Source organism: Nocardioides panaciterrulae (assembly GCF_013409645.1).
GTDB classification, from domain to species: Bacteria; Actinomycetota; Actinomycetes; order Propionibacteriales; family Nocardioidaceae; genus Nocardioides; species Nocardioides panaciterrulae.
Window position 1 is genome coordinate 2110877 of record NZ_JACCBG010000001.1, and the last position, 23059, is coordinate 2133935.

The 23059-nt window shown below is 69.7% G+C and carries 21 protein-coding genes; 13 read left to right on the plus strand and 8 right to left on the minus strand.

The features are described from left to right. Window positions 1–6 precede the first annotated feature (6 nt). The 11 genes from BJZ21_RS09910 to BJZ21_RS09960 all read left to right on the plus strand — a co-directional run bounded on the left by BJZ21_RS09910 (window position 7) and on the right by BJZ21_RS09960 (window position 13760). A complete protein-coding gene (locus BJZ21_RS09910; RefSeq protein ID WP_179663578.1) occupies window positions 7–1722 on the plus strand; it encodes an alkaline phosphatase D family protein in 1716 nt (571 codons plus the stop codon). A 474-nt stretch (window positions 1723–2196) separates the two neighbouring features. Continuing rightward, entirely contained in the window at window positions 2197–4068 is a 1872-nt protein-coding gene (locus BJZ21_RS09915) for an ABC transporter substrate-binding protein (RefSeq protein ID WP_179663579.1), read from the plus strand. Next, entirely contained in the window at window positions 4065–5012 is a 948-nt protein-coding gene (locus BJZ21_RS09920) for an ABC transporter permease (RefSeq protein WP_179663580.1), read from the plus strand. Before BJZ21_RS09915 ends, BJZ21_RS09920 begins: the two co-directional genes overlap by 4 nt. Beyond that, window positions 5009–5971 carry an ABC transporter permease gene (locus BJZ21_RS09925; protein WP_343052082.1) on the plus strand — a complete coding sequence of 321 codons (963 nt, stop codon included), beginning with the start codon at window positions 5009–5011 and terminating at the stop codon, window positions 5969–5971. Before BJZ21_RS09920 ends, BJZ21_RS09925 begins: the two co-directional genes overlap by 4 nt. A gap of 2 nt (window positions 5972–5973) precedes the next feature. After that, a complete protein-coding gene (locus BJZ21_RS09930) occupies window positions 5974–8058 on the plus strand; it encodes an ABC transporter ATP-binding protein (RefSeq protein ID WP_179663581.1) in 2085 nt (694 codons plus the stop codon). Then, window positions 8055–8498 carry a helix-turn-helix domain-containing protein gene (locus BJZ21_RS09935; RefSeq protein ID WP_179663582.1) on the plus strand — a complete coding sequence of 148 codons (444 nt, stop codon included), beginning with the start codon at window positions 8055–8057 and terminating at the stop codon, window positions 8496–8498. The genes BJZ21_RS09930 and BJZ21_RS09935 overlap by 4 nt, the downstream gene beginning before the upstream one ends. A gap of 10 nt (window positions 8499–8508) precedes the next feature. Next, window positions 8509–8922: a VOC family protein gene (locus BJZ21_RS09940; protein ID WP_179663583.1), complete on the plus strand. Its 414-nt coding sequence runs from the start codon at window positions 8509–8511 to the stop codon at window positions 8920–8922. 51 nt (window positions 8923–8973) lie between these two features. Beyond that, window positions 8974–11331 (plus strand): ATP-binding cassette domain-containing protein, encoded by a 2358-nt coding sequence (locus BJZ21_RS09945; protein ID WP_179663584.1) that lies wholly within the window; start codon window positions 8974–8976, stop codon window positions 11329–11331. Between the two features lie 55 nt (window positions 11332–11386). Next, complete coding sequence (locus BJZ21_RS09950; RefSeq protein ID WP_179663585.1) at window positions 11387–12127, plus strand: methyltransferase domain-containing protein; 741 nt, start codon at window positions 11387–11389, stop codon at window positions 12125–12127. Window positions 12128–12175: 48 nt separating this feature from the next. Beyond that, window positions 12176–12970: a nucleotidyltransferase domain-containing protein gene (locus tag BJZ21_RS09955; protein WP_179663586.1), complete on the plus strand. Its 795-nt coding sequence runs from the start codon at window positions 12176–12178 to the stop codon at window positions 12968–12970. After that, window positions 12963–13760 (plus strand): 2-phosphosulfolactate phosphatase, encoded by a 798-nt coding sequence (locus BJZ21_RS09960; protein ID WP_343052084.1) that lies wholly within the window; start codon window positions 12963–12965, stop codon window positions 13758–13760. Before BJZ21_RS09955 ends, BJZ21_RS09960 begins: the two co-directional genes overlap by 8 nt. Here the strand turns inward: BJZ21_RS09960 and BJZ21_RS09965 are convergent. Together BJZ21_RS09965 and BJZ21_RS09970 are read right to left on the minus strand one after the other, a co-directional pair. Next, on the minus strand, window positions 13757–14419 hold the full coding sequence (locus BJZ21_RS09965; RefSeq protein WP_179663587.1) for a Type 1 glutamine amidotransferase-like domain-containing protein: 663 nt from the start codon (window positions 14417–14419) through the stop codon (window positions 13757–13759). The genes BJZ21_RS09960 and BJZ21_RS09965 overlap by 4 nt on opposite strands. A gap of 252 nt (window positions 14420–14671) precedes the next feature. Then, window positions 14672–15013 carry a hypothetical protein gene (locus tag BJZ21_RS09970; protein WP_179663588.1) on the minus strand — a complete coding sequence of 114 codons (342 nt, stop codon included), beginning with the start codon at window positions 15011–15013 and terminating at the stop codon, window positions 14672–14674. Window positions 15014–15232: 219 nt separating this feature from the next. On the opposite strand from BJZ21_RS09970, the gene BJZ21_RS09975 reads away from it, so the two are divergent. Then, the gene (locus BJZ21_RS09975) at window positions 15233–15697 is read left to right on the plus strand and encodes a GNAT family N-acetyltransferase (protein WP_179663589.1); all 465 of its coding nucleotides are present in this window, start codon (window positions 15233–15235) and stop codon (window positions 15695–15697) included. A gap of 42 nt (window positions 15698–15739) precedes the next feature. On the opposite strand, the gene BJZ21_RS09980 is transcribed toward BJZ21_RS09975, so the two are convergent. Both BJZ21_RS09980 and BJZ21_RS09985 read right to left on the minus strand, forming a co-directional pair. Beyond that, window positions 15740–16651 carry a phosphotransferase gene (locus BJZ21_RS09980; protein ID WP_218851420.1) on the minus strand — a complete coding sequence of 304 codons (912 nt, stop codon included), beginning with the start codon at window positions 16649–16651 and terminating at the stop codon, window positions 15740–15742. A gap of 162 nt (window positions 16652–16813) precedes the next feature. Further along, a complete protein-coding gene (locus BJZ21_RS09985) occupies window positions 16814–17614 on the minus strand; it encodes a methyltransferase domain-containing protein (protein WP_179663590.1) in 801 nt (266 codons plus the stop codon). Window positions 17615–17647: 33 nt separating this feature from the next. Between BJZ21_RS09985 and BJZ21_RS09990 the strand changes: the two genes are divergently transcribed. Beyond that, complete coding sequence (locus tag BJZ21_RS09990) at window positions 17648–18352, plus strand: VOC family protein (protein ID WP_343052263.1); 705 nt, start codon at window positions 17648–17650, stop codon at window positions 18350–18352. Between the two features lie 16 nt (window positions 18353–18368). Here the strand turns inward: BJZ21_RS09990 and BJZ21_RS09995 are convergent, their stop codons facing one another. The 4 genes from BJZ21_RS09995 to BJZ21_RS10010 form a co-directional block, all read right to left on the minus strand. After that, window positions 18369–19607, minus strand: a complete 1239-nt coding sequence (locus BJZ21_RS09995) for an MFS transporter (RefSeq protein WP_179663591.1) — start codon at window positions 19605–19607, stop codon at window positions 18369–18371. Between the two features lie 51 nt (window positions 19608–19658). Further along, a complete protein-coding gene (locus tag BJZ21_RS10000) occupies window positions 19659–20618 on the minus strand; it encodes an aminoglycoside phosphotransferase family protein (RefSeq protein ID WP_179663592.1) in 960 nt (319 codons plus the stop codon). A 75-nt stretch (window positions 20619–20693) separates the two neighbouring features. Further along, window positions 20694–22115, minus strand: coding sequence for a DUF222 domain-containing protein (locus BJZ21_RS10005; protein WP_179663593.1), 1422 nt, complete (start codon window positions 22113–22115; stop codon window positions 20694–20696). A 120-nt stretch (window positions 22116–22235) separates the two neighbouring features. Beyond that, entirely contained in the window at window positions 22236–23051 is an 816-nt protein-coding gene (locus BJZ21_RS10010; protein ID WP_179663594.1) for a metallophosphoesterase family protein, read from the minus strand. Window positions 23052–23059 lie beyond the last annotated feature (8 nt).

A 23059-nucleotide genomic window follows, 5' to 3' on the forward strand; every position in this document is an offset into this window, starting at 1 on the left:
ACGCCCATGACCGATCGCACGCCCGACGGCGCCCTGGTCCTCGGGCCGCTGCTGCGCTACGTCGACGACACCTCGGCGACGATCTGGGTGGAGACCGCGGACGCCACGACGGTCACCGTGCGGGCGGGTGAGCGGAGCGCCCGCGCCCGGACGTTCGGGGCGCACGGCCACCACTACGCGCTGGTCGAGCTGACCGGCCTGGAGCCCGGCACGCAGACCGCCTACACCGTGGACGTGGGGGAGCAGCGCGCCTGGCCGCCGGTGTCCGGCGAGGGCTCGGGCTTCCCCCACCCGGTGATCGCGACGTTGGAGCCCGGGAAGCCGCTGCGGCTGGCCTTCGGCTCCTGCCGGGTCAGCGTCAGCCACGACGAGGCGGGCCACCGGGCGTTCGGGATCGATGCGCTGCGCAGCTATGCCCTGCGGATGGCGGGCCTGACCGAGCGGGCGGCCGACGACGACGAGCGGTGGCCGGACCTGGTGCTGTTCCTCGGTGACCAGGTCTACGCCGACGAGACCAGCGAGGCGATGCAGGAGTTCATCGCCTCGCGCAGGTCGCTGGAGGAGCCGCCGGGGGAGGAGCTGAAGGACTACGAGGAGTACGCCCACCTCTACCGGCTGGCCTGGAGCGACCCGGCGAACCGATGGCTGCTCTCGACGCTCCCGAGCGCGATGATCTTCGACGACCACGACGTGCGCGACGACTGGAACACCAGCTGGTCGTGGCGTCGCCGGATGGAGGCCACCTCGTGGTGGCACGAGCGGATCGTCGGCGCGCTCGCGTCGTACTGGGTCTACCAGCACCTGGGCAACCTCGGCCCACAGGGCCGCGCCGAGGACCCGATGTGGCAGCGGATCTCGTCGTACGACGGGGACGGCGAGCTGGACGTGACCGCGGAGCTCGACGAGCTGGCCGACCGTGCCGACCAGGAGCCCGAGAGCTACCGCTGGAGCTTCGCCCGCGACTTCGACACCCAGGCGCGGCTGATCGTGGTGGACTCGCGAGCCGCCCGGGTGCTGAGGCCGGATGCCCGCTCGATCCTCGATGACCAGGAGATGGACTGGCTCGACGAGCAGATGTCCGGCGGGTTCGACCACCTGCTGCTCGGCACCTCGCTGCCGTTCCTGATGGCGCCCGGGCTGCACCACGCGGAGGCGTTCAGCGAGGCGCTGGCCGAGGGCGCCTGGGGGAGCGGGGCGGCCCGCTTCGGCGAGTGGGCCCGCCAGGCGGCCGACCTCGAGCACTGGGCGGCGTTCGAGAAGGGCTTCCGCCAGGTCGCGGAGCTGACGCTCGACGTGGCGGCCGGGAACCGGGGCCGGGCGCCGGCGACGATCACCTACCTCTCCGGCGACGTGCACCACAGCTACGTCGCCGAGGCGGTTCCTGCGCCGCACCAGGGGCGCCCGTTGGTGGCGAGCCGGATCCTGCAGGCGGTCTGCTCGCCGATCCGCAACCCGTTGCCCCGGTTCATGCACGCGGTCACCGGCGGGGCGGCGCACCGGTCGTTGGGCGTCGTGGGTCGTGGGCTGTCGAAGGCCGCCCGGGTGCCCGCGCCCCCGCTGGCGTGGGAGGTGACCCACGGTCCGTGGTACGACAACAACCTCGCGGTGCTCGAGCTGAAGCCCGCCGGGGTGCGGATGTGGTGGACCGCGGGCGAGGTCACCGAGGGGCGACACGACCGGCCGGTGCTGCGGCGGGTCGCGACGGTCGACCTCAGCGGCTGAGTCCGCGGCCGGCGAGCGCGGCCGGCACGGTCACGGGCTCGCACTCGCAGCTGTCGCCGCACGCCAAGTACGTGTGCAGGGCGTGTCCGCACTGCGGACACGGTCGGTCGTGGGAGAGACGCACCGTGTCACTGGTGTGGTTCTCGACGGTGTCCCACATGGTTTCCACCTCCTCTCCCTTGTCTGGTGCCCCGCCCACGGCAGTCGAACCACCCAGACCCCCCAAATTGGGGACGGCCGGCCCGGTTCACTTCCACGCTACGGACTGTCCTCGGTCTCCGGCGTCAGAAACTTGAGCAGATGCCGCACCTGGGGGACCGTCCATGGCCCGGGCGGGCCCGGACGGGATCCGGGCGTGACCATTTCGCAACGCTCACAGGGGCCACTGCCGGGTCTTTGGTCCATTGCGTGCCCCTGACCACAGGCTGACGCTGAAACGGTCAACCGAGGGACTTCTCAGCTCTGGGGCGTCGCATGTTCGCCATCCACAGGACATCCAGGAAGCTCGGCCTCGTCGGCGGAGCGGCAGCAGTCGCACTCGCCCTGGCCGCCTGTACCGGCGGAGGCTCGTCCTCGCCCTCGGGCTCCGGCGCCACGAGCGCGACCGGGAGCCCCACGAGCGGCGGCACCGTCACCTTCGCCGAGAGCCCGACGGCAGTTCCCAACTGGATCTTCCCGCTGGCCGGTCCGGCCTACTTCAGCACCTACAACATCTCCAACCTGCAGCAGCTGATGTACCGGCCGCTGTACTGGTTCGGCGGCCACAACCTCCAGCCCACCGTCGACTACGGCCTGTCCGCCGCCGAGCCGCCGCAGTACGCCTCGGACGGCAAGAGCGTCACGATCAAGCTGAAGCCGTGGAAGTGGTCCAACGGCGAGGACGTCAACGCCGACGACGTCGTCTTCTGGATGAACATGGTCAAGGCGGAGAAGGCCAACTGGGGCGGCTACACCCCCGGCGCGTTCCCGGACAACGTCACCAAGGTGACGAAGGTCGACGACCGGACCGTGAAGCTGACGCTCGACGCGAAGTACTCCGAGGACTGGTACACCTACAACGAGCTGTCGCAGATCACGCCGATGCCGATGGCCTGGGACGTGACCAGCGCCGGCGCCGCGGCCGGCAGCGGGGGCTGCACGTCCGACATCGCGAAGTGCAAGGCCGTCTACGACTTCCTCGCAGGCCAGGCCAAGGACCAGAAGACCTACGCGACCAGCAAGATCTGGGGGGTCGTGAACGGGCCCTGGCGACTGAAGACGTACAGCTCCTCGGGCAGCTACTCGGTGGTGCCGAACCCTGATTACTCCGGCTCGCCCAAGCCGCGCCTGGACGAGGTGAAGTTCCTGCCGTTCACCAGCGACGCCGCGGAGTTCAACGTACTCAAGGCGGGCGGCACGGTCGACATCGGCTACATCCCGAAGCAGGACCTGCCGCCGAAGCCGGCGGGCGCGGTGCTGCCCAGCACCAACCCGGTGGGGGCGGACTACTACCTCGCGGCGAACTACGCGTGGGCGGTGGACTACTTCCCGATCAACTTCAACAACCCCACGATGGGCCCGGTCTTCAAGCAGCTCTACGTCCGGCAGGCGCTCGCCTACACCATGAACCAGCCGCTGATCGTGGAGAAGGCACAGCAGGGGTACGCCGACGCCCAGTACGGACCCGTGCCGGTGCGGCCGCAGAGCAAGTGGCTGAGCCCCGCCGCGCAGCAGGGCTCGCCGTACCCGTTCAGCACCGACAAGGCGAAGTCGCTGCTGGAGTCGCACGGGTGGACCGAGCAGGACGGCGTGATGGTGTGCACCGACGCCGGGACCGCGTCCAGCCAGTGCGGCAGCGGGATCGCCCAGGGCACCAAGCTGTCGATCAACCTGGACTACTCCTCGGGCGAGCAGGCCCTGGACCAGGCCATGCAGCAGTACAAGTCCGACTCGAGCAAGGCCGGGATCCAGCTCAACCTGAAGCAGAAGCCGTTCAACACGGTGACCGGCGAGTCGGTGCCGTGCACCCCCAGCCAGGCCAGCTGCAGCTGGCAGCTCGCGAACTGGGGCGGTGGCTGGCTCTACGCACCTGACTACCTGCCCACCGGCGAGTCGCTGTTCGCCACCGGCTCGGTCGCGAACTACGGCAGCTACAGCGACCCGAAGATGGACCAGCTGACCAAGATCACGACGCAGCAGGGCGGCACCGGCCCCCTGTACGACTACCAGGACTACACCGCGCAACAGGTGCCGGTGGTCTTCCAGGCGAGCCCGTACACGATCCAGGCGGTCTCGACCCAGGTCGGCGGGATCGTCTGGAACCCGATCCGGAGCCTCACGCCCGAGTACTGGTACCGCACGCAATGACCAGGTTCCTGCTCCGCAGGGCAGGGCAGGCGGTGATCGTCCTGCTGCTGGTGACCGTGATCGTCTTCGTGCTGCTGCACCTGCTGCCGGGCGGCGCCGCCCGGGCCACCCTCGGGACCCGGGCGACACCCCAGCAGCTCGCCCACTTCAACAAGGTGAACGGGCTGGACGACCCCCTCTGGCAGCAGTACGTCATCTGGCTCAAGCACCTGCTCCAGGGCGACCTCGGGTACAGCTACCGGCTCAACCAGAGCGTCGCCTCGCTGATCGGGGAGCGGCTCCCGAAGACGATCCTGCTGAACGTGCTGGCGCTGGCCATCGCGGTGGTGATCGCGATCCCGATCGGCCTCACCCAGGCGGTCCGCCGCAACGGGATCTTCGACTACACCGCGACGTTCCTGGGCTTCGTCTTCTACTCGACGCCGATCTTCTTCCTCAGCCTGATGCTCGTGCTGGTCTTCTCGCTCAACCTGGGCTGGTTCCCGGCGCAGGCGCCCCAGGCCAGCACGGTCGCCGGCATCCTGGCGGAGCCGGCCGGCCTCGTGCTGCCGGTGGCCTCCCTGGTGCTGCTCGACATCGCGCTCTTCTCCCGCTACATGCGCTCGGCGACCCTGGACAACATCGTCCAGGACTACGTGCGCACCGCGTTCTCCAAGGGGGCCGGCTCCTCCCGGGTGCTCTACCGGCACATCCTGCGCAACTCCTTGATTCCCATGGTGACGATCATCGGGCTCTCGCTGCCGGTGCTGATCGCAGGATCGCTGGTGACCGAGCAGGTCTTCAACTACCCCGGCATGGGGCTGCTCTTCTACCAGGAGGCGGTCACCGACGACTATCCCGTGCTGCTGGGCATCACGCTCGTCGTCGGGTTCGCCACCGTGCTCGGCAACCTGCTCGCCGACATCGGCTACGCCGCGCTGGACCCGCGGGTGAGGGTGTCGTGAGCCTGCTGCCGGGCTCGCGCCGTGATCGGTCGGGTCCGGCCGCGGAGCCGGGGCTGGCCGAGATCGCCGGCGACCGCGCCGCCCTCGTGGGTGGCGAGGTCCACGGACCGCAGGAGAGCCTGTGGCGACGCGGGCTCTCGGTCTTCGCCGAGAACCGGCTGGCGCTCATCGGCGCCGGGATCATCGTGTTCTTCGTCCTCTTCTGCTTCCTCGGGCCGCACCTCTACCACACCGACCAGGTGACGACGAACCTCGCGCTCGCGAACGAGCCGCCCAGCTCCGCACACCCGCTCGGCACCGATCCCACCGGCTACGACGAGCTCGGCCGCCTGATGTACGGCGGCCAGGCGTCGCTGGAGGTCGGCATCGCCGCCGCCCTGCTGGCCACGGTGTTCGGCACCCTCTACGGCGCGCTGTCCGGCTATGTCGGCGGCGCGCTCGACGCCGTCCTGATGCGGCTGGTCGACGGCCTCCTCGCCATCCCCGCCCTGTTCCTGCTGCTGGTGCTCTCGACCATCTACTCCCCGGGACCGGGCGTGATGATCCTGCTGATCGCGGCCCTGTCCTGGCTCGGGGCCGCGCGCCTCATCCGCGGCGAGGCGCTGAGCCTGCGCGAGCGGGAGTACGTCCAGGCGGTGCGGGTCATGGGTGGCTCGAACACCCGCGCGGTCATCCGGCACGTGGCCCCGAACGCCGTCGGCACCGCGGTCGTCTTCGCCAGCTTCACCGTCGCGGACGCGATCATCACGCTGGCCTTCCTCGGCTACCTCGGCCTGGGCATCCAGCCGCCGAAGACCGACTGGGGCGGCATGCTCTCGACGGCGACGGTCTACATCAACAGCGGCTACTGGTGGCTGCTCTACCCGCCCGGCATCGCGATCGTGCTGGTCGCCATCGCGTTCAACTTCCTCGGCGACGCGCTGCGCGACGCGTTCGAGGTCCGGCTGCAGAGCAGGTGAGCATGGCCGACCTCGTACCGCCCGACCAGTCGCTCGCCACCGGGGAGACGCTTGGGTTCGTCGAGTCCGCGCCGCTGCTGGAGATCACCGGCCTGCGCACCGACATCGCCCTGAAACGGTCGACAGTGCACGCCGTCGACGGCGTCGACCTCGAGGTCGGGGCGGGGGAGTGCCTCGGCCTGGTCGGGGAGTCGGGGTGCGGCAAGACCATCACCGCCCTGTCCGTCCTCCAGCTGCTTCCGACCGGCGGCCACGTGGTCGACGGCAGCGTCCGGCTGGAGGGCGTCGAGCTGCTGGGCCTGCAGGTCCGGGAGATGCAGGCGATCCGCGGTGGTCGCGTCGGCATGGTGTTCCAGGACCCGCTCACCTCGCTCAACCCCACGATCACCGTGGGGAACCAGATCGCCGAGGCCGTGCTGCTGCACCGCGACGTGTCCCGCAAGGAGGCCCGCCGGCGGGCGTTGGAGGTGCTCGACCTCGTCGGGATCGCGCAGGCGCGCAGCAGGCTCGACGACTTCCCCCACCAGTTCTCCGGTGGCATGCGGCAGCGGGTCATGATCGCGATCGCGCTCGCCTGCGACCCGCGGCTGCTCATCGCCGACGAGCCGACCACCGCGCTCGACGTGACGATCCAGGCGCAGATCCTCGAGCTCATCGACCGCCTGCGCCGTGACCTGGAGATGGCCGTCGTGCTGGTGACGCACGACCTGGGCGTGGTCGCCGGCCGCGCCGACCGGGTCGCGGTGATGTACGCCGGGAAGATCGTCGAGACCGCCGAGGCCCTCGAGCTCTTCGCCCACCCTCGGCACCGGTACACCCAGGCGCTGTTCGACGCGCTGCCCGAGCGGGCCACCGAGCGGCGCGAGCAGCTGGCCTCGATCCCGGGCCTGCCGCCGGACCTGTCCACCGAGCTCACCGGTTGCCGGTTCGCCCCGCGCTGCTCCTTCGCGCAGGACGACTGCCGCGCGTCGTCGCCGCCGTTCCTCGGCCCCGCTGGCGGACACCGGCACGCGTGCCTGCACCCGGTGGCGGACGAGGAGCTCGCCCGGACGCGGGTGACCAGGCCGGAGGGGGAGGCGGGCGCCCGCTCGGACGAGGTGCTGCTCGCCGTGGAGCACCTCGTCAAGGATTTCCCGCTCAGCCACCACGTGCTCGGGCGGACCCGCTATCGGGTCTCCGCGGTGGCCGGCGTCAGCCTCGAGGTCCGCCGCGGCGAGACGTACGGGCTGGTGGGGGAGTCGGGCAGCGGCAAGACCACCCTCGGCCGGCTGATCGTGGGACTGGACGAGCCGACCTCCGGCGTCGTCCGGCTGGAGGGGAAGGACGTGTCGAGGCTCTCCTCCCGCGAGCGGCGGGCGGTGCGGCGGCGGGTGCAGTTCATGTTCCAGGACCCCTACGCCTCCCTCGATCCGCGCATGCGGGTCGGCCAGGTGCTGCGCGAGCCGCTGGCCATCCAGCGGATCGGCTCGCGGGAGGAGCAGCGAAGCCGGGTGGAGGAGGCACTGGAGAGTGTCGGGTTGCCGCGCAGCGCCGCCGACCGGTTCCCGCACGAGTTCTCCGGAGGCCAGCGGCAGCGACTCGGGCTGGCGCGGGCGCTGATCCTGCGTCCCGAGCTCGTCGTCGCCGACGAGCCGGTCTCCGCGCTCGACGTCTCGATCCAGGCCCAGATCCTCAACACGCTGCGCGAGCTGCAGGATCGGCTCGACCTGACCTACCTGGTGATCTCGCACGACCTGTCGGTGATCCGCTACCTCTCGGACCGGATCGGCGTGATGTACCTCGGCAAGCTGGTCGAGGACGGACCGTCGGAGGAGGTCTACCACCATCCGCTCCACCCCTACACGCACGGCCTGATCGCGACCGTCCCCGAGGCCGACCCTCAGCTGGAGCGGGCGAAGAAGGCCACGCCGCTCGAGGGCGAGCTGCCGAGCGCGGTCGAGCCGCCCAGCGGCTGCCGGTTCCGGACCCGCTGCCCACTGGCCCAGCAGGTCTGCGCCGACGAGGAGCCACCCCTGGTGGCCCTGCGACCGGGGCACCGAGCCGCGTGCCACTTCCCGCTCGAGAACGTGGCACCATCGGAGTCGTGACCAGCAGCCCGACCGAGGCGCAGCGGCTGCGCGACCTCGCGCTGCTGCGTGGGGTGCGCGACCGGATCGACCGCGACTACGCGCAACCGTTGGACGTCGAGGCGCTGGCTCGGGGTGCGCACATGTCGGCGGGGCACCTGAGCCGGCAGTTCCGGCTGGCGTACGGCGAGTCGCCGTACAGCTACCTGATGACGCGACGGATCGAGCGGGCGATGACGCTGCTGCGGCGCGGCGACCTGAGCGTCACCGAGGTCTGCTTCGCGGTCGGCTGCCAGTCGCTGGGCACCTTCAGCACCCGGTTCACCGAGCTGATCGGCGTGCCACCGAGCGTGTACAGGGCGCAGTCGGCGCTGGCGACGGAGGGGATGCCGGCCTGCGTGGCCAAGCAGGTCACCAGACCGGTCAGGAATCGAGAAGCACGAGCGGGCAGCGTCTCCTAGCGTTCTCGGCATGGACCTCACCATTCACTCGGGATTCCTCCCGCACACCGACCGCGACGCCGCGGTGGCGTTCTACTGCGACGCCCTCGGCTTCGAGCTGCGCAACGACGTCGGCTACAACGGCCTGCACTGGCTGACCGTCGGTCCGCCCGGCCAGCCCGACGTCAACATCGTGCTCTACCCCCCGGGGGTCGACCCGGGGGTGACCGACGAGGAGCGCCGGACCATCACGGAGATGATGGCCAAGGGCACCTACGCGATGCTGACCCTCGCGTCGAAGGACCTCGACGCCGCGTTCGAGAGGCTGCAGGCCGGCGACGTGGAGATCGTCCAGGAGCCGACCGACCAGCCCTACGGCATCCGCGACTGCGCCGTGCGCGACCCGTCCGGCAACCTGTTGCGCATCAACCAGGTCGTGTCCTGAGGACCATGACCTGCCCGCACTGAGCGACCCGACGAAGGAGCCCGAGCCGGCATGGAGCAGCACACAGCCGACCGCCACGACCTGATCCGGGTCGTCGGCGCCCGCGTGAACAACCTCAAGGACGTCCACGTCGAGATCCCTAAGCGACGGCTGACCGCGTTCACCGGCGTCTCCGGCTCAGGCAAGAGCTCGCTGGTCTTCGGCACGATCGCGGCGGAGTCGCAGCGGCTGATCAACGAGACCTACAGCGCCTTCCTGCAGGGCTTCATGCCGAGCCTGGCGCGACCGGAGGTCGACCTGCTCGAGGGGCTCACCACCGCGATCATCGTCGACCAGGAGCGGATGGGCTCGAACCCTCGCTCCACGGTCGGCACGGCCACCGACGCCAACGCGATGCTGCGCATCCTGTTCAGCCGCCTCGGCGATCCGTACGTCGGCCCGCCCACCGCGTTCTCGTTCAACGTGCCGACCCGGACGGCGAGCGGCGTGATGAGGACCGAGAAGGGCGGCCGGGAGGAGAAGACCGTCGTCCGCAACGCCGTCTACCAGGGCGGGATGTGCCCGCGCTGTGAGGGCATGGGGGCGGTGAACGACTTCGACCTCACCGCGATCTACGACGAGTCCAGGTCGCTCGCCGAGGGCGCGCTGCTGGTCCCGGGCTACAGCATGGACGGATGGTACGGCCGGGTCTTCGCCGGGGCCGGACTGCCGATGGACAAGCCGATCGGCGCGTTCACGCCCAAGCAGCTGCAGAAGCTCCTGCACGGCGAGCCGACCCGGATCAAGGTCGAGGGGGTCAACCTCACCTACGAGGGTGTGCTCACGAAGATCCAGAAGTCCATGCTGTCCAAGGACCTCGAGGCCATGCAGCCGCACGTACGCCGGTTCGTCGAGCGCGCGGTGACGTTCACGACCTGTCCCGAGTGCGACGGGACCCGGCTGACGGCGCAGGCCCGTTCCTCGAAGATCCGCGGCCGCCACATCGCCGAGCTGTGTGCGATGCAGATCAGCGACCTGGCCGGGTGGGTGCACGAGCTCGACGAGCCGTCGGTCGGGCCGCTCGTCGGCGGCCTGCAGCACCTGCTGGACTCCTTCCAGGCGATCGGGCTCGGCTACCTCTCCCTAGACCGGCCCACGGGCACGCTGTCCGGGGGAGAGGCGCAGCGCACCAGGATGATCCGGCACCTCGGGTCCTCGCTCACCGACGTGACCTACGTCTTCGACGAACCGACGATCGGCCTGCACCCGCACGACATCGAGCGGATGAACCAGCTGCTGCTGCAGCTGCGCGACAAGGGCAACACCGTGCTCGTCGTGGAGCACAAGCCAGAGACGATCGCGATCGCCGACCACGTCGTCGACCTCGGTCCGGGCGCCGGGAGCGCGGGTGGGTCCATCTGCTTCGAGGGCGACGTGGAGGGGCTGCGGGGGAGCGGCACCACCACCGGCCGCCACCTCGACGACCGGGCCCGGCTGAAGGACTCGGTGCGCGCGCCCTCCGGGGTGCTGGCGGTGCGCGGTGCCTCGACCCACAACCTGCGCGACGTGGACGTCGACCTCCCGCTCGGGGTGCTGGTCGTGCTCACGGGAGTGGCCGGCTCGGGCAAGAGCTCGCTGGTGACCGGCTCGGTGGCCGGCCGTGACGGCGTGGTGGTGGTCGACCAGGGCGCGATCAAGGGCTCCCGGCGCAGCAACCCGGCGACGTACACAGGAGCGCTCGAGCCGATCCGGAAGGCCTTCGCGAAGGCCAACGGGGTGAAGCCGGCGCTGTTCAGCTCGAACTCCGAGGGCGCGTGCCCCGCCTGCAACGGCGCCGGTGTGATCTACACCGAGCTCGGCGTGATGGCCACCGTGGAGTCGCCCTGCGAGGAGTGCGAGGGCCGGCGGTTCCAGGCCGCGGTGCTCGAGCACACGCTCGGCGGTCGCAACATCGCCGAGGTGCTCGCGATGTCGGCCGGCGAGGCCGCCGACTTCTTCGCCGACGGTGAGGCCCGGACGCCGGCGGCGCACAAGGTGCTGGAGCGGCTGGTCGACGTGGGTCTGGGTTATGTCAAGCTGGGCCAGCCGCTGACCACCCTCTCCGGGGGAGAGCGCCAACGGCTGAAGCTGGCCGCGCAGATGGCCGAGAGGGGCGAGGTCTACGTCCTGGACGAGCCGACCACCGGCCTGCACCTCGCCGACGTCCAACAATTGCTCGCCCTTTTGGACCGGCTGGTCGACTCCGGGCGGTCGGTGATCGTCATCGAGCACCACCAGGCGGTGATGGCGCACGCCGACTGGATCGTCGACCTCGGTCCGGGCGCCGGCCACGACGGCGGCCGGGTCGTGTTCGAGGGCACGCCCGCCGACCTGGTCGCCGACCGCGCCACGCTGACCGGGCAGCACCTCGCGGCGTACGTCCAGCCGTGACGGCGTTGATGACCGAGGTGGCGGCCCGGCCGCCCGATGTGGAACTCTGCCGAGCGTGACGAGCAGCGAAGTGTGGGACGAGGAGACCGCCGCCCGGTACGACGCCGAGGCCGCAGCACACTTCGCCCCTGAGGTGTTGGATCCCACCGTCGACCTCCTCGAGCGGTTGGCCGAGGGGGGTCCCGCACTGGAGTTCGCCATCGGGACCGGTCGGGTCGGGATTCCGTTGGCGGCGCGCGGCGTGCCCGTCACCGGAATCGAGCTGTCCGAGCCGATGGTCACCCAGCTCCGCGGCAAGGTGACCGAGGAGCAGGTTCCGGTGATCGTCGGCGACATGACCACGACGGTCGCTCCCGGCGCGGGCTCGTTCTCGCTCGTGTTCCTGGTCTGGAACAGCATCGCGAACCTTCGGACGCAGGCCGAGCAGGTGCAGTGCTTCAGGAACGCCGCACATCACCTCCGGCCCGGCGGCCGGTTCGTGATCGACCTCTGGGTGCCCCCGATCCAGCGGCTCCTGCCGGGTGAGGAAGCAGTCCCGATGAGCCTCGACGACGAGCACCTGGTCTTCGACACCTACGACCTGGTGACTCAGGAGTGCGCGTCTCATCACTACTACCGGAGCGAGGACGGGAGCGTCCGTCACGGCGTCGGCCACTTCCGCTACCTCTGGCCGTCCGAGTGCGACCTCATGGCCCAACTCGCCGGGCTCGAGCTCGAGTCACGGTCGGCCGACTGGCAGGGCAGTCCCTTCCTATCGACGAGCGACCATCACGTCTCGGTCTGGCGCAAGAAATGACCGCCGGATGCGCCGGATCCGCCGGATAGACCCGGCAGGATTGGCAACGTGAACACGCCACCGGCCGTCGAGGAGCTGGCAGGCAAGCTGCGTTCACTGGGCTGGGTGACCGATCTGTTTGTCGGTGGGTCCGCAGCCACCGGCGACTACCGGGCAGGCGTCAGTGACCTCGACCTCGTGGCTCTGACCGACCGGCCGATGGACCGGCATCACCGGTCGGCCATCGCCGCGATCCACGCGGACCTCGACGCCTCGGCGGCCGCAGGGGCCGATCTGGGCTGTGCCTACGTCGAAATCTCGGCACTGTCTGAGCCCGCCACTCGTCATCCGACCTGGACCCATGGCGAACTCGTCGAACGCACGGTCTCCGGGATCGTGAGAGCGGAGCTCGTCCGGCACGGGTTCGCGGTCCTTGGGCGTCAGCCGCAGAGCGTGCTGCCCCCCTTGAGCAACGACGATGTGCGACGCGCCGCCCAGGCCGAGCTCTCCGGCTACTGGGCGACAGCCGCACGCCATCCGTGGTGGTGGCTGAATCCGTCCATCGCCGACCTCGGGCTGACCTCGATGGCCCGCGGCCGCCACGCACTGGCGACCGGCAACCTCATCACCAAATCCGCGGCCATCGATTCGGCCCGGGCCCCCGAGTGGCTGCGTGCCGACCTCCGGGCTCGGCGCGAGGGGAGGCCCGTGCGGTCCCCGCGCCTCCGCACGGCGTGGCTGGCCTGGCGCGACGCGTGTCGGACTACAGCCGCCGCCCATCGATGGAGGCCCCGCAGTGACGGATATGCCGAGCGTGAAGGGGTCGATGGGGACACGCCCACGAGGTTCTCGCGCTGTGACTGACCTTTTCGGACAGGGCGGGTTCGACGTACGACTCGATTGGGGGCCGGCCGGAGCAACGGCCACGCGGGCCGAGGTGTCGGTCGTGGTCGACGTTCTCAGCTTCTCGACCTCGGTGACTGTGGCCGTCGAGCGCGGCATCGGGGTGCTTCCGTATCGATGGAAGGGGGTGCAAGCCGAGGAGTTCGCCGCGCAGCACGACGCGGTGCTCGCCGTCGGCCGACTCGAGGCGAGCAAGGGTGGCGCCGTAGGTGCGCCCTCGCTGTCGCCGGCAAGCCTGCTCACCTGCGCCGCGATCCCGCGGCTGGTCCTGCCGTCGCCGAACGGATCGACGATCGCCGCGGCACTGCAGCAGAGCGACTCGGCCGTTGCTGTCGGCTGCCTTCGCAACGCCGAGGCTGTCGCCACGTGGCTCGCGCCGACGATCGAAGCCGGCGGGTCGATCGCCGTCATCGCGGCCGGCGAACGCTGGAGTCACGATGACTCGCTGCGCCCTGCCTTGGAGGACCAGCTGGGGGCCGGCGCCATTCTCTCCGGGCTCGTCGCCCTCGGCTATGGCGACAAGTTCAGTCCGGAAGCCCTGACAGCGGTTGACGTGTTCGACGCGGGTCGCAGCAGCCTCGATGCGCGCATACGCGGCTGCGTCGGCGGTCGTGAGCTGCTCAGCAAGGGATTCGAGTCAGACATCGACGTCGCCGTCGATCTCAACGCATCATCGGTCGTGCCGGTGCTCGTCGACGGCGTCTTCGGCCCGGCCGACCGCATCCGTGCCGCTGAGCACCACCACGGCTAGGGCAGCACCTGTTTCCAGTGCCCCTCAGAGACGACTTCGACGGTGCCGTCGTTCACCTTGATCGCCGACTGGTCGTCGATGACATACGCCGGACCGCCGATCTCGCTGGCCCAACGGTCTGCCTCGTCCATGGTGTTGCCCGGGAAAGCGTCGAGGTGCGGGAAGATCGAGAAGTCGACGACGCCGAGAGTGCGGTCGTCCGGCGCGGACGGCCAATTGACGAAGTCGGCGCCGATCCGGGGCGTCATCACCATGCTGCCGGCGCTGACCCCCACCCAGACCTTGTCGGTCATCGCGGGCAGAAGATCGGCCAGTCCAGATTCCCGCATCCAGTGGCACAGGTACGTCGCATCGCCGCCGTCGACCAGCAGCACGTCAGCCTCGTGGACCCATGGGACCCAGCGCTCCTTGCCGATCGTCGGCAGCGCCGAGAGCTCGAGGAGCCCCAGCGACTTCCACTCCATTGAGGTCAAGCCACCCCACGGGGGCACGCCGTTCACGAATCCCCGCGCCGAGACCGGTCCGCACATCGGGTGGCCCCACTGCGCCGTGGGGATGCAGAGCGCGGTCGCGTCGGCCGTCGGCTTGCCTAACAAGTCGACCAGCGCGCGGAGGATGCTGGCGTTCGTGACGCCTCCGGACGTGAGCAGGAGCTTCAAGATTCCTCCTGAGGGGAGTGCGACGATTGGAACGAGTCTCAGGCCCACCCTGGAGGCATCCGAGGCTGGGCTCCTTGTCTTGGCGCTCTTCTGTGCGCGGCATTCAACCTATCGACGAACGCCTGACTTCAAGTTCGACATCCCGCCAAGCATTCTTTCCAACCTTCGCAACCACGCGCTGTCATCGGAGGCAGGTCGCGAAGCGGGGCCAGGTCGCCCTGGGCGCGTTCGGAACCTACGTCGAGCAGGGCGTCACTTCTCCCGCGGCTTCTTCCCGGATGGCGTCCGCCGTGCTGAGGTCGAGTCCCTGCGCGCCTTCTCAGACGCCGCTGTCGAACCGTCGCCTCGGATCACCCGCGTCTGGTCCTGACCATCGTCGAGGTCCGGGTAGCCCTTCGTGATGAGTCTGGCTGCGAGGTAGAACGCCACCATTGAAACCCCGAAGAGCCCAGCGCCCACCGCGAAGCGCCAACCGGTGTCGTCGAAGACGAAACCACTGCCGAGCAGCGCACATACGGCGAACAGGACTCGTCGGCCGATGGGTAACTCCAGCGGATGCGCTGTTCCGCGGTGCCTGCCTGGCGCATCATCCACCGGCGAAGTCTAGGCAAGAAGCACCCCGGGCGTTCTACGCCACACGGGCTGTCATATCGCCGATAACTGACATTATGTCAGTTAGGACTCTGATGGCCCCGTCGAACGTCAGGTGGCCGCTGCCCTGTGCAAACCGGTCGGCCTCTCCCCTCGCGCCGCCGTGCGCGGGCGACTTCGATGATCGCGCTCCCGCAACGGCTGCACTCGTAGGCTGTGCTGGTGCCAGAGACCGTCGTCTGTCGTCCTGTCGATCCGCGGTCCGCCGCGGTCGCCGAGCTGGCAAGCCTGTTCGAGCTGTACCGGATCCACTACGGCCAATCGCCGGCTCCGGCCGCGACACGGGCGTGGGTGGGCGAGATGGCTGGATCCGGCGAGCTCGAGTTCTACGGCGCCTACCACGGCCCGCGGAGGGTCGGATTCGCGGCCATTCACCAAGTCCCGGCCTCTCTCAGGCTGGGTCGGTTCTGGCAGCTACGCGACCTGTTCGCCGACCCCGCGGTGCGTCGCCAGGGCATCGCCCGTCGACTGGTCGAAACCATCCGAAAGGCCGCCAGCGACGCCGGTGCGCTGCGGCTGTCTCTGCAAACCGAACCGGACAATGCCGCGGCCCTCGCGCTGTACCGCCAGTGCGGTTTCACGATCAACGCCGACCTCGCGACGCTGAGCCTCAACCTCGCCAGATAGCGATCGACACGCGGAGCGTGACCAGTGCGGGCTCGCCGGCCCTCACCGGAGCCGGATGTCCACCTCAGCTGCGATCGTCTCGACCATCGAGGTGAGGCGCTCGATTCGGGCGGGCATGGTGCGCCGATAATTGGCGATGGTGAGCAGACCTGGGCCCACAAAGGCCCAGGCCCGTGCACGCGTCCAGGTTTCATCGTCGGCCCCGGATGCGACGCGGAGCACCTCGCGAGCAGGGGCGTCGAAGATGCTCCACGCGTAGAGCAGGTCTACGGACCGGTCGCCGACGCCCACGCCGCCGAAGTCGATGACTCCGGCCAGTCGCCCGTCGTGCTGAGCCAGGAGGTTCTCCTCGGACAGGTCGGTGTGCACCCAGCAGGCGGCTTCGGTGGCCGCGGGGACGTCGCGCAGGCGCTGCCATGCCTCCCGAACACTGGCCGGGTCGAACAGGTCCGCCAGTTCTGCGGCCGCGCGATCTGCCCATCGGTCGATCGTCTCGGTGACCGGCTCACCGCAGCGGTAACCCCAGTGCTCAGGCTCGGCCGGAACGTCGGCGGTGTCGACAGCGTGGAGGCTCTGGAGGAAAGTGCCCAAGGACTCTGCGAGAAGAGCCTGCTGCGAGCCGTCCAGTGCGAGCGGAAGGTCGCCCGGCACCCAGGACACGACCGCCCACGGCCGAGCGAAGGCCCTGCTGGGCTGACCAACAGCGACGACAGCTGGGACTGCAACCGGCAGATTGGGCGCAAGACGGGGCAGCCAGCGCACTTCATTCGCCAGGTCCGCGACGTAGTCGTCCGATCGGGGCAGACGGATAGCCAGGGTTTCTCCGAGGCGGAACACCCAGTTGCTGCTGCCGGACGCGCTGCTCATCCAGACGGGCATATCGGCCAGATGCGGAGCTTGCTCGCGAAGCAGCTGGGTCACGACCTGGGAGTCCGGGACGACGTCGGCCGGCACAGAGGAAAGGGGACCCACCCGCACATGATCGTCGACTCGCGCCGGTGACACGACTCGATTTCGATGCTCGCGATCTGCCGCGTTGAACGCGGATCGAGCAGCTCGATACGTCAGAACTTGGTACGCAGGCTGTTCCCTAGTCCGCGTATGGCATCAGATGGGTCACCTCCGATGGCCTGAGTCACTGCCCCGTCTGGGGCGAAGCTTGAAGATCAAGATGCCGAGATACTTGTTCATCCACTCCTGCTTGTGCGGGTAGCGCCGCCGGGCCTCCTCGGACAACTCCGGCTCGACGGCAGTCTCGATCCACAGACCTGCCGCGCTGAACACGTTCATCAGGCCAGAGATCGTGTACGTGCGCTTGGTCAGGGCGACCTGCTCGTTCCAGCCGGTGCGGTACGTGTACGAGGACTTTGAGAAGTACTCCTCCCCCAGCGACGTGCCGTTCTGCTCGGCCCGTTCGACCGCGTACCGGATGGGCTGCGTCCTCGTCAGCAGGATGAAGCCATCCTCAGTCAGCATCGCCCGCGCTGACTGCAAGGTCTGGACCGGGTCCTTCGCGTAGCCGAACGACTGCAGGAACAGGATCCGATCGAAGGTGCGTCCAGCAAGGCTTGGCATCGAATCGAGCTCGTTCAGGTCGCCCTGGATGAGCTCCAGGCCAGTCGGCTGCGCACTGAGGAAGTTGCCGCTGGCATCCACACCGACGGCGGAGGCCGCACCCGCTCCGAGCAGTTCGGCTAGCTTGCCTCCGTTCCCGCATCCAAGATCAAGCAATGACAGCCCGGTGACATCGCCCAGAAGGTCCCGCTGCGCGGGCCACTCGACGAGCCGATCCAGCGAGTCCTCCCTACTCCGCGCACGCTCGTAGTCTGGCGCGAGCTCCGACCACGCTTGGCTCGAATCCGCCGGGCCACCCGCGCGTGAGCTCGTCGCCTTCGCCGAGTCGTCAGCCACCGCCACGGGATGGAAGATAACTGGAGAATGGCGGTCATGGTGTGTGAGTTGATCGCCCTGACCTTCAGCTCGCCCGATCCGGAGCGTCTCGCCGGGTTCTGGGGTGGTCTGCTGGGCCAAGACGTCACGATCGACCGGGGCGCTCCGTCCTTGGCGGCACCACCCGAGGTGGGGTTCGGTCTGCGATTCGTGGTCGGTGCCGGTGAGAAGTGGGGTGCCAACCAGATGCACCCCGACCTGAAACCGACGTCCGTCCACGAGCAGGCTTCAGCGGTGCAGCGAGCGCTGGAGTCGGGCGCACGGCACTTGGACGTCGGCCAGGGACCGGACGCCGAGCACGTCGTCCTCGCCGATCCCGACGGTAACGAGCTGTGCATCCTCGAGCCTGGAGGGAGCTTCCTCGCTGGCTGCCCGTTCTTCAGCTCGTTGGCCGGCGACGGTGTCGCAGAGGTCGGCTACTTCTGGCGCGATGCCCTTGCCTGGAACCTGGTTTGGGACCAAGACGGCGAGACCGCCGTTCAGGCGCCCACCGGGGGCCCCAAGATCACCTGGGGTGGCGAACCGGTAGCGCCCAAGCTGGGCAGGAATCGACTCCATCTCGATCTCACGCCATCCGCCCCCGCGACCATCGATGCCGAAGTCGAGCGCCTGTCGGCGCTCGGGGCAACTCGCGTCGACGCGGGCTGCGCGGACGGCGTAGGCATGGCTGACCCCGGGGGCAACGAGTTCTGCGTGGTGGGGTGAGGATCCCGCGACCGGCCTAAGCCAGGACCCGCCCCGATTGCCCATCCGTGTCGCGGACGGCCCGCTCCCCCAGCGGAAGCACCGCGGCCACCACGAGCGTGGCGGCACCGAACCAGAACGGCGCCTGCAGCCCGATCCTCCCGGCGATCAGTCCGCCGGCGACCGATCCGAGAACAAGACCGAGCAGGTTGAAGGTCCGCATCGCCCCGCCGACACGACCGAGCAACTCGTTGGGAATGAGTCGTTGACGCCAAGAAGCGAAGCAGATCGACCACACTGTCGTGTGCAGGAAGTACACGGCGAGCATCGCAGTCACCAGCACCGCAGAGGTGCTGATCGCGAGCACGGCGAAGGCTGCCGCACCCAAGACCAGCATCACGCGCATGGCCGTTGCGCTGCCCAGACGTGCATCGAGGCGCTCGGCCACGACGCTGCCGATCAGACTGCCCAGCGCCGAGATCGTGAGGGCGATCCCGTACTCCGTCGCCGTCAGGCCCACGGTCTTGGTGGCGAAGAGCACGAGGACCGAGAAGGGTGCCATGTAGGCCAACGTCGAGAGAAAGCCGCTGGCTGCGAGCGAGAGCAGGGTCGGGTTGCCGAACAGGTAGCGCAGCCCCTCCCCGAGGTCGTGCCGCAGCGTTGTGGCCGTGGTCGCCCGCTCACGATCGGGTTGGAAGCGTCCGCGAAGCCAGGAGAAGAGCAGTGCCGCGACGACGAAGCTGGTGGCATCCGCGGCGATGGGGACTGCGACCGCAACGCCGAACAGCAGTCCGCCGAGCGGCGGCCCCGCGATCTCATCGAACAGCGTCTGCGCGGTCGCCAGGCGACCATTGGCCCTGGCCAGCTCCTCAGGCCGAACGATCGACGGCAAGACGGTGAAGGCCGAGGTGTCGGCCAGGGTCTCGAGCAGCCCGAGCGCCCCGTAGACCGCGTAGAGCATCCAGATCGACGAGGAGTCCGAGACGACACTCGCCACGAGGGCGAACAGCATCAGCCCCCGGGCAGCGTTGACCACGACCATGAGGCGGCGCCGGTCGACTCGATCCGCGATCACGCCGCTGAAGCTCGACATCACCAAGCGCGGCAGTGAGTAGGCGAAGGAGAGGCCGGCAACCAACTCAGGGCTGGACGTCAGCGTGGCCGCGAGGAGCGGGATGGCGATGAAGCTGATGCCGTCGCCCAGGTTCGAGACCGCGCTACCGGCAAGGAGCTTGCGGTACTCGGCGCCTCCGACGCTCGCCGGGCTCGTGGACACAGACATGAATGCTCCCGGGCTACATCGACGTCGGCGGACGGTACCAAGGGGTCAGAGCTGATCGCCGCTCGCCTCTCTACCGCGGTAGCCGTTCGGCTCCCCCACGGCCGGACGGGTCAGGAACTCCGCTGACACGGCCCTGATGGTGCGCTGCGCCAGATCCCGGTAGAGCGGGAAGGTGTCCCAGTAATATTCCAGTCCGCCGAGAGCCGGCGCGAGCGCCCAGCCGCGTCCGCGACGCCACTCGTCGTCGTCGCAGCCGAGCGCGTGGCGGTAGGTCTCCCGGGCGTCGGCGTCGAACAATGTCCACGCCGGCGTGAGGTCCGGGGCCGGGTCGCCGACCCCGAGCGCGCCGAAGTCGATCACGGCGGTGAGCCTCCGCTCGGCGCACAGCAGGTTGCCGCTCAGGAGGTCGCCGTGCATCCAGCAGCCTGGACCGTCGTACGGCGTGGCGGCGAGCGCGTCCGACCAGATGTCGCGCATCAGATCCTGATCCACACGGTCGTCGAGGATCCGGAGGGACTCCTGGACGTAGCCATCGAGCCCGGCGAGCGGCGTGCCGCGGGTGGTGCCGGTCTTGCGTGGCCCGGCGCTCGGGTCGATGGCGCGCAGCGCACGCACGAAGCCCGCGAGGTCCGCGGCGGCGCGCTCGAGGTCGAGGTTGTCCGGTTGGGGGTTCTCCCCCGGCAGCCAGGGCGCGACGGACCAGCGGAACGGGTAGTCCGCGCCTGGCTCCCCCACTGCGAGCGGCGCCGGGACCGACAGCGGGAGCTGCGGGGCGAGGTAGGGCAGCCAGCGCCGGTCGCTGTCCGCTTGGTGACTGGCGGCCCCGATGCGCGGCATCCGGGCGATTAGCTCCTCCCCCAGTCGGAACAGCGCGTGGTCGCTCCCGCCGATCGGCACGGGCACGATCGGCAGGTCCGCCCAGCGCGGGAACTGCTGGGACAGGAGCGATCGGACCTGGCCGGCGGTGGCCACCACCTCGTCCGCGTGCATCCGTGCCTGCGTCATCGGGTGGACCCTAGGCGGCGGTTGCGGACGTGCGCGAAGGATTTTCGCCTACCCCGGTGGGCGCGGCTGGGCTGATCAGGCGACGCAGGTGGGGAAGGTGGGGTCGAGTTCGAGGACCTGGGGCAGGTGGGTGCCGTGGTGGTCGACGATGCGCCAGCGGCCGTGGGGTGTCTTCCACAGCTTGGTGGTGGAGTCGATGATCCAGACCTGGTAGGGCAGGTGGGTCTTGGCTCGGTGGTGGCCGCGGGTGAGGGGTTGGGCGTTGGTGTCGCGGGTCTGGCCGGGTGGTCCGTCGGGGTCGTAGGGCACCGGGTGGTCGATGTCGACGGCTTGGCGGCCGGTGCCGGTGAGCGTGGTCGAGCCGGGGAAGGTGTCGGCGGGGTTCCGCAGCCGGGTCCGGGTCCGCATGGCGGTGGGGTGTTCGTAGCCGTCCACGGCCCGCTGGGTGGCGAGGTCGAGCACCGGGGTCAGGGTCACGTTGGTGTGGCCCAGCAGGGTGGCCAGGTGGGCCAGCAGCCGGGGGCCGAGGTCCTCGATGCGGGCCACGCCTGGGACCCGGCCGGTCAGGGCGTCCTGGTGGAGGTGGCAGAACAGCTGGGCGGTGGGCCGCAGCCTGGTCAGGTCCAGGGAGCCGAGCAGCTCCAGGGCCCGCTCGGACAGCGCGACCGCGCGGGAGGGCTCCTCCTCCACCTCCGCGGGGGCCGTCTGGCCTTGGGTGGAGTCCAAGATGAGCTCGAGGGCCTCGACGGGCCGGGCCAGCCATCCGAACGCGAGGGCCCGCAGCTCGTCGCGGCCCAGGTCGCGCGGGGTCTGGGGGCGCAGGTCCTCGCGCTGGTCGAGGATGTCGGCGAGCTGGTCGATGATCGCGTCGAGCCAGGTGGCGTCGCCGGCGTCGAGGCGGGCGTAGACGGTGCGCAGCCCGTGGGTGTCGGTGCGGGAGAGGCCCACGAAGCGGCGGCGCAGCTCGGCCTCGACCTTCTCGGCGTAGGCCTCGGGGTCGGCCTCGATCACCTTCGCCTCGGCCAGCGCGAGCAGTCTCCCGGTCGGCAGGGTGTTGAGCACCGGGGCGACCGCGGTGTCGACCAGGCCGACCGCCTGGGCCGACAGCTCGCGGGTCAGCTTGGCGACCTTGCGGACCACCCAGGTATCACAGCCCAGCTCCTGGGCCGCGGCCCAGGTCTGTGGGAGCCGGTGGGCCAGGTCGAGGGCGTCGGCGACCAGCGCGCGGGCCCCGGTGGTGTGGGTGTCGAACGCGATGCCGAGCTCGGCCAGGCTGAGCTGTCGCAGCCGCGGCGTACCCTCGCCACCGACCCGGACCAGCCGGTCCCCGCCGGGGACCTCGCGGTGCCCGGGATCGTCCTTCGGGTCCGTGGCATGCAGCACCGCCCACTGCGAGGCCAGGAGCAGCTCGGTGAGCCCACTGCGACGGCGTTCGACCACGCACTGCTCGGCCCGGGCCAGCAGGGCCTGGGGGTCGAGGTCGTCGATCGGAGCCATACCACAGGATAGGCACCAAGGACGCTATTCGTCAAGATCTTCGAATAATCCACAGGACACGGAGGGCAAGCGAAAGGGTGTTCGGCCAAGCGCTCGTCCGGGCGGTGGTGTCCCCACGCGCTACTGGATCAGTGGGCTCACGCGTGGCCGGCGGTGGTAGTCGGGCGCCTCGCCGGCCTTGAGGTTGCCGCGGTAGACGCCGTCGCGGACCTCCACGACGTACCCCTCCAGCTCCGGCATCCCCATCGCCGCGGCGACCGCGAGCTCGGACTCCCAGTCGTAGGGCACCCGCACGAACGAGACCGAGAAGGGCGCGTCCGCCACACCGTCCATGACGCCCTCGAGGATCACGTACACCGGCGTGGGATCGCCCATGCAGTTGCCGACGCTGCCGGTGTTGAACACCGTCCGGCGCTCGCGGTCGGTCTCGTAGTAGGGGTCGTGGGTGTCGGCGTAGCCGACGACGTCGGGCACCGGGCCGTCGCCGGTGGCCGGCGTGTTGGTGAACAGGCCGAGGAACTCGCTCTCGTCGTGGTCGAAGCGCACCCGCCGGTGCACGGTCTCCTCCGAGGCGTGGAACAACCGGATCCGGCGGCCGCTCATCGTGAAGTCGTGGCAGAACGGCAGCGACCGCAGCCACTCCCCCTGGCCCGGGCCGAGCTGGTGCAGCCACCACTTCAGCGCGTCGTTGTCGAAGGAGCGGTCGGGGTCCGGCAGGAAGTCGTCCCAGTTGCCGAGGATGTTCACCTCGCAGCGCTCGCGGCACAGGTCGACGACCTCGCGCCCCCGCGGCCCCTTCCCCACGTAATCGCCGAGGTTGAAGATCCGGGTGATGCCGCGCGCGTCGATGTCGGCGAGCACCGCCTCGAGCGCGGTCAGGTTGCCGTGCACGTCGGAGATGAGCGCGAGGCGGTCGAGTGCGGGTGCCGAGGTCACGGGGTGAC

Bases quoted from the DNA above. Each gene is read 5' to 3' on its own strand.
- BJZ21_RS09910 (WP_179663578.1), top strand. From the start codon at position 7: ATGACCGATCGCACGCCCGACGGCGCCCTGGTCCTCGGGCCGCTGCTG.
- BJZ21_RS09915 (WP_179663579.1), top strand. From the start codon at position 2,197: ATGTTCGCCATCCACAGGACATCCAGGAAGCTCGGCCTCGTCGGCGGA.
- BJZ21_RS09920 (WP_179663580.1), top strand. From the start codon at position 4,065: ATGACCAGGTTCCTGCTCCGCAGGGCAGGGCAGGCGGTGATCGTCCTG.
- BJZ21_RS09930 (WP_179663581.1), top strand. From the start codon at position 5,974: ATGGCCGACCTCGTACCGCCCGACCAGTCGCTCGCCACCGGGGAGACG.
- BJZ21_RS09940 (WP_179663583.1), top strand. From the start codon at position 8,509: ATGGACCTCACCATTCACTCGGGATTCCTCCCGCACACCGACCGCGAC.
- BJZ21_RS09945 (WP_179663584.1), top strand. From the start codon at position 8,974: ATGGAGCAGCACACAGCCGACCGCCACGACCTGATCCGGGTCGTCGGC.
- BJZ21_RS10000 (WP_179663592.1), bottom strand. From the start codon at position 20,618: ATGACGCAGGCACGGATGCACGCGGACGAGGTGGTGGCCACCGCCGGC.
- BJZ21_RS10005 (WP_179663593.1), bottom strand. From the start codon at position 22,115: ATGGCTCCGATCGACGACCTCGACCCCCAGGCCCTGCTGGCCCGGGCC.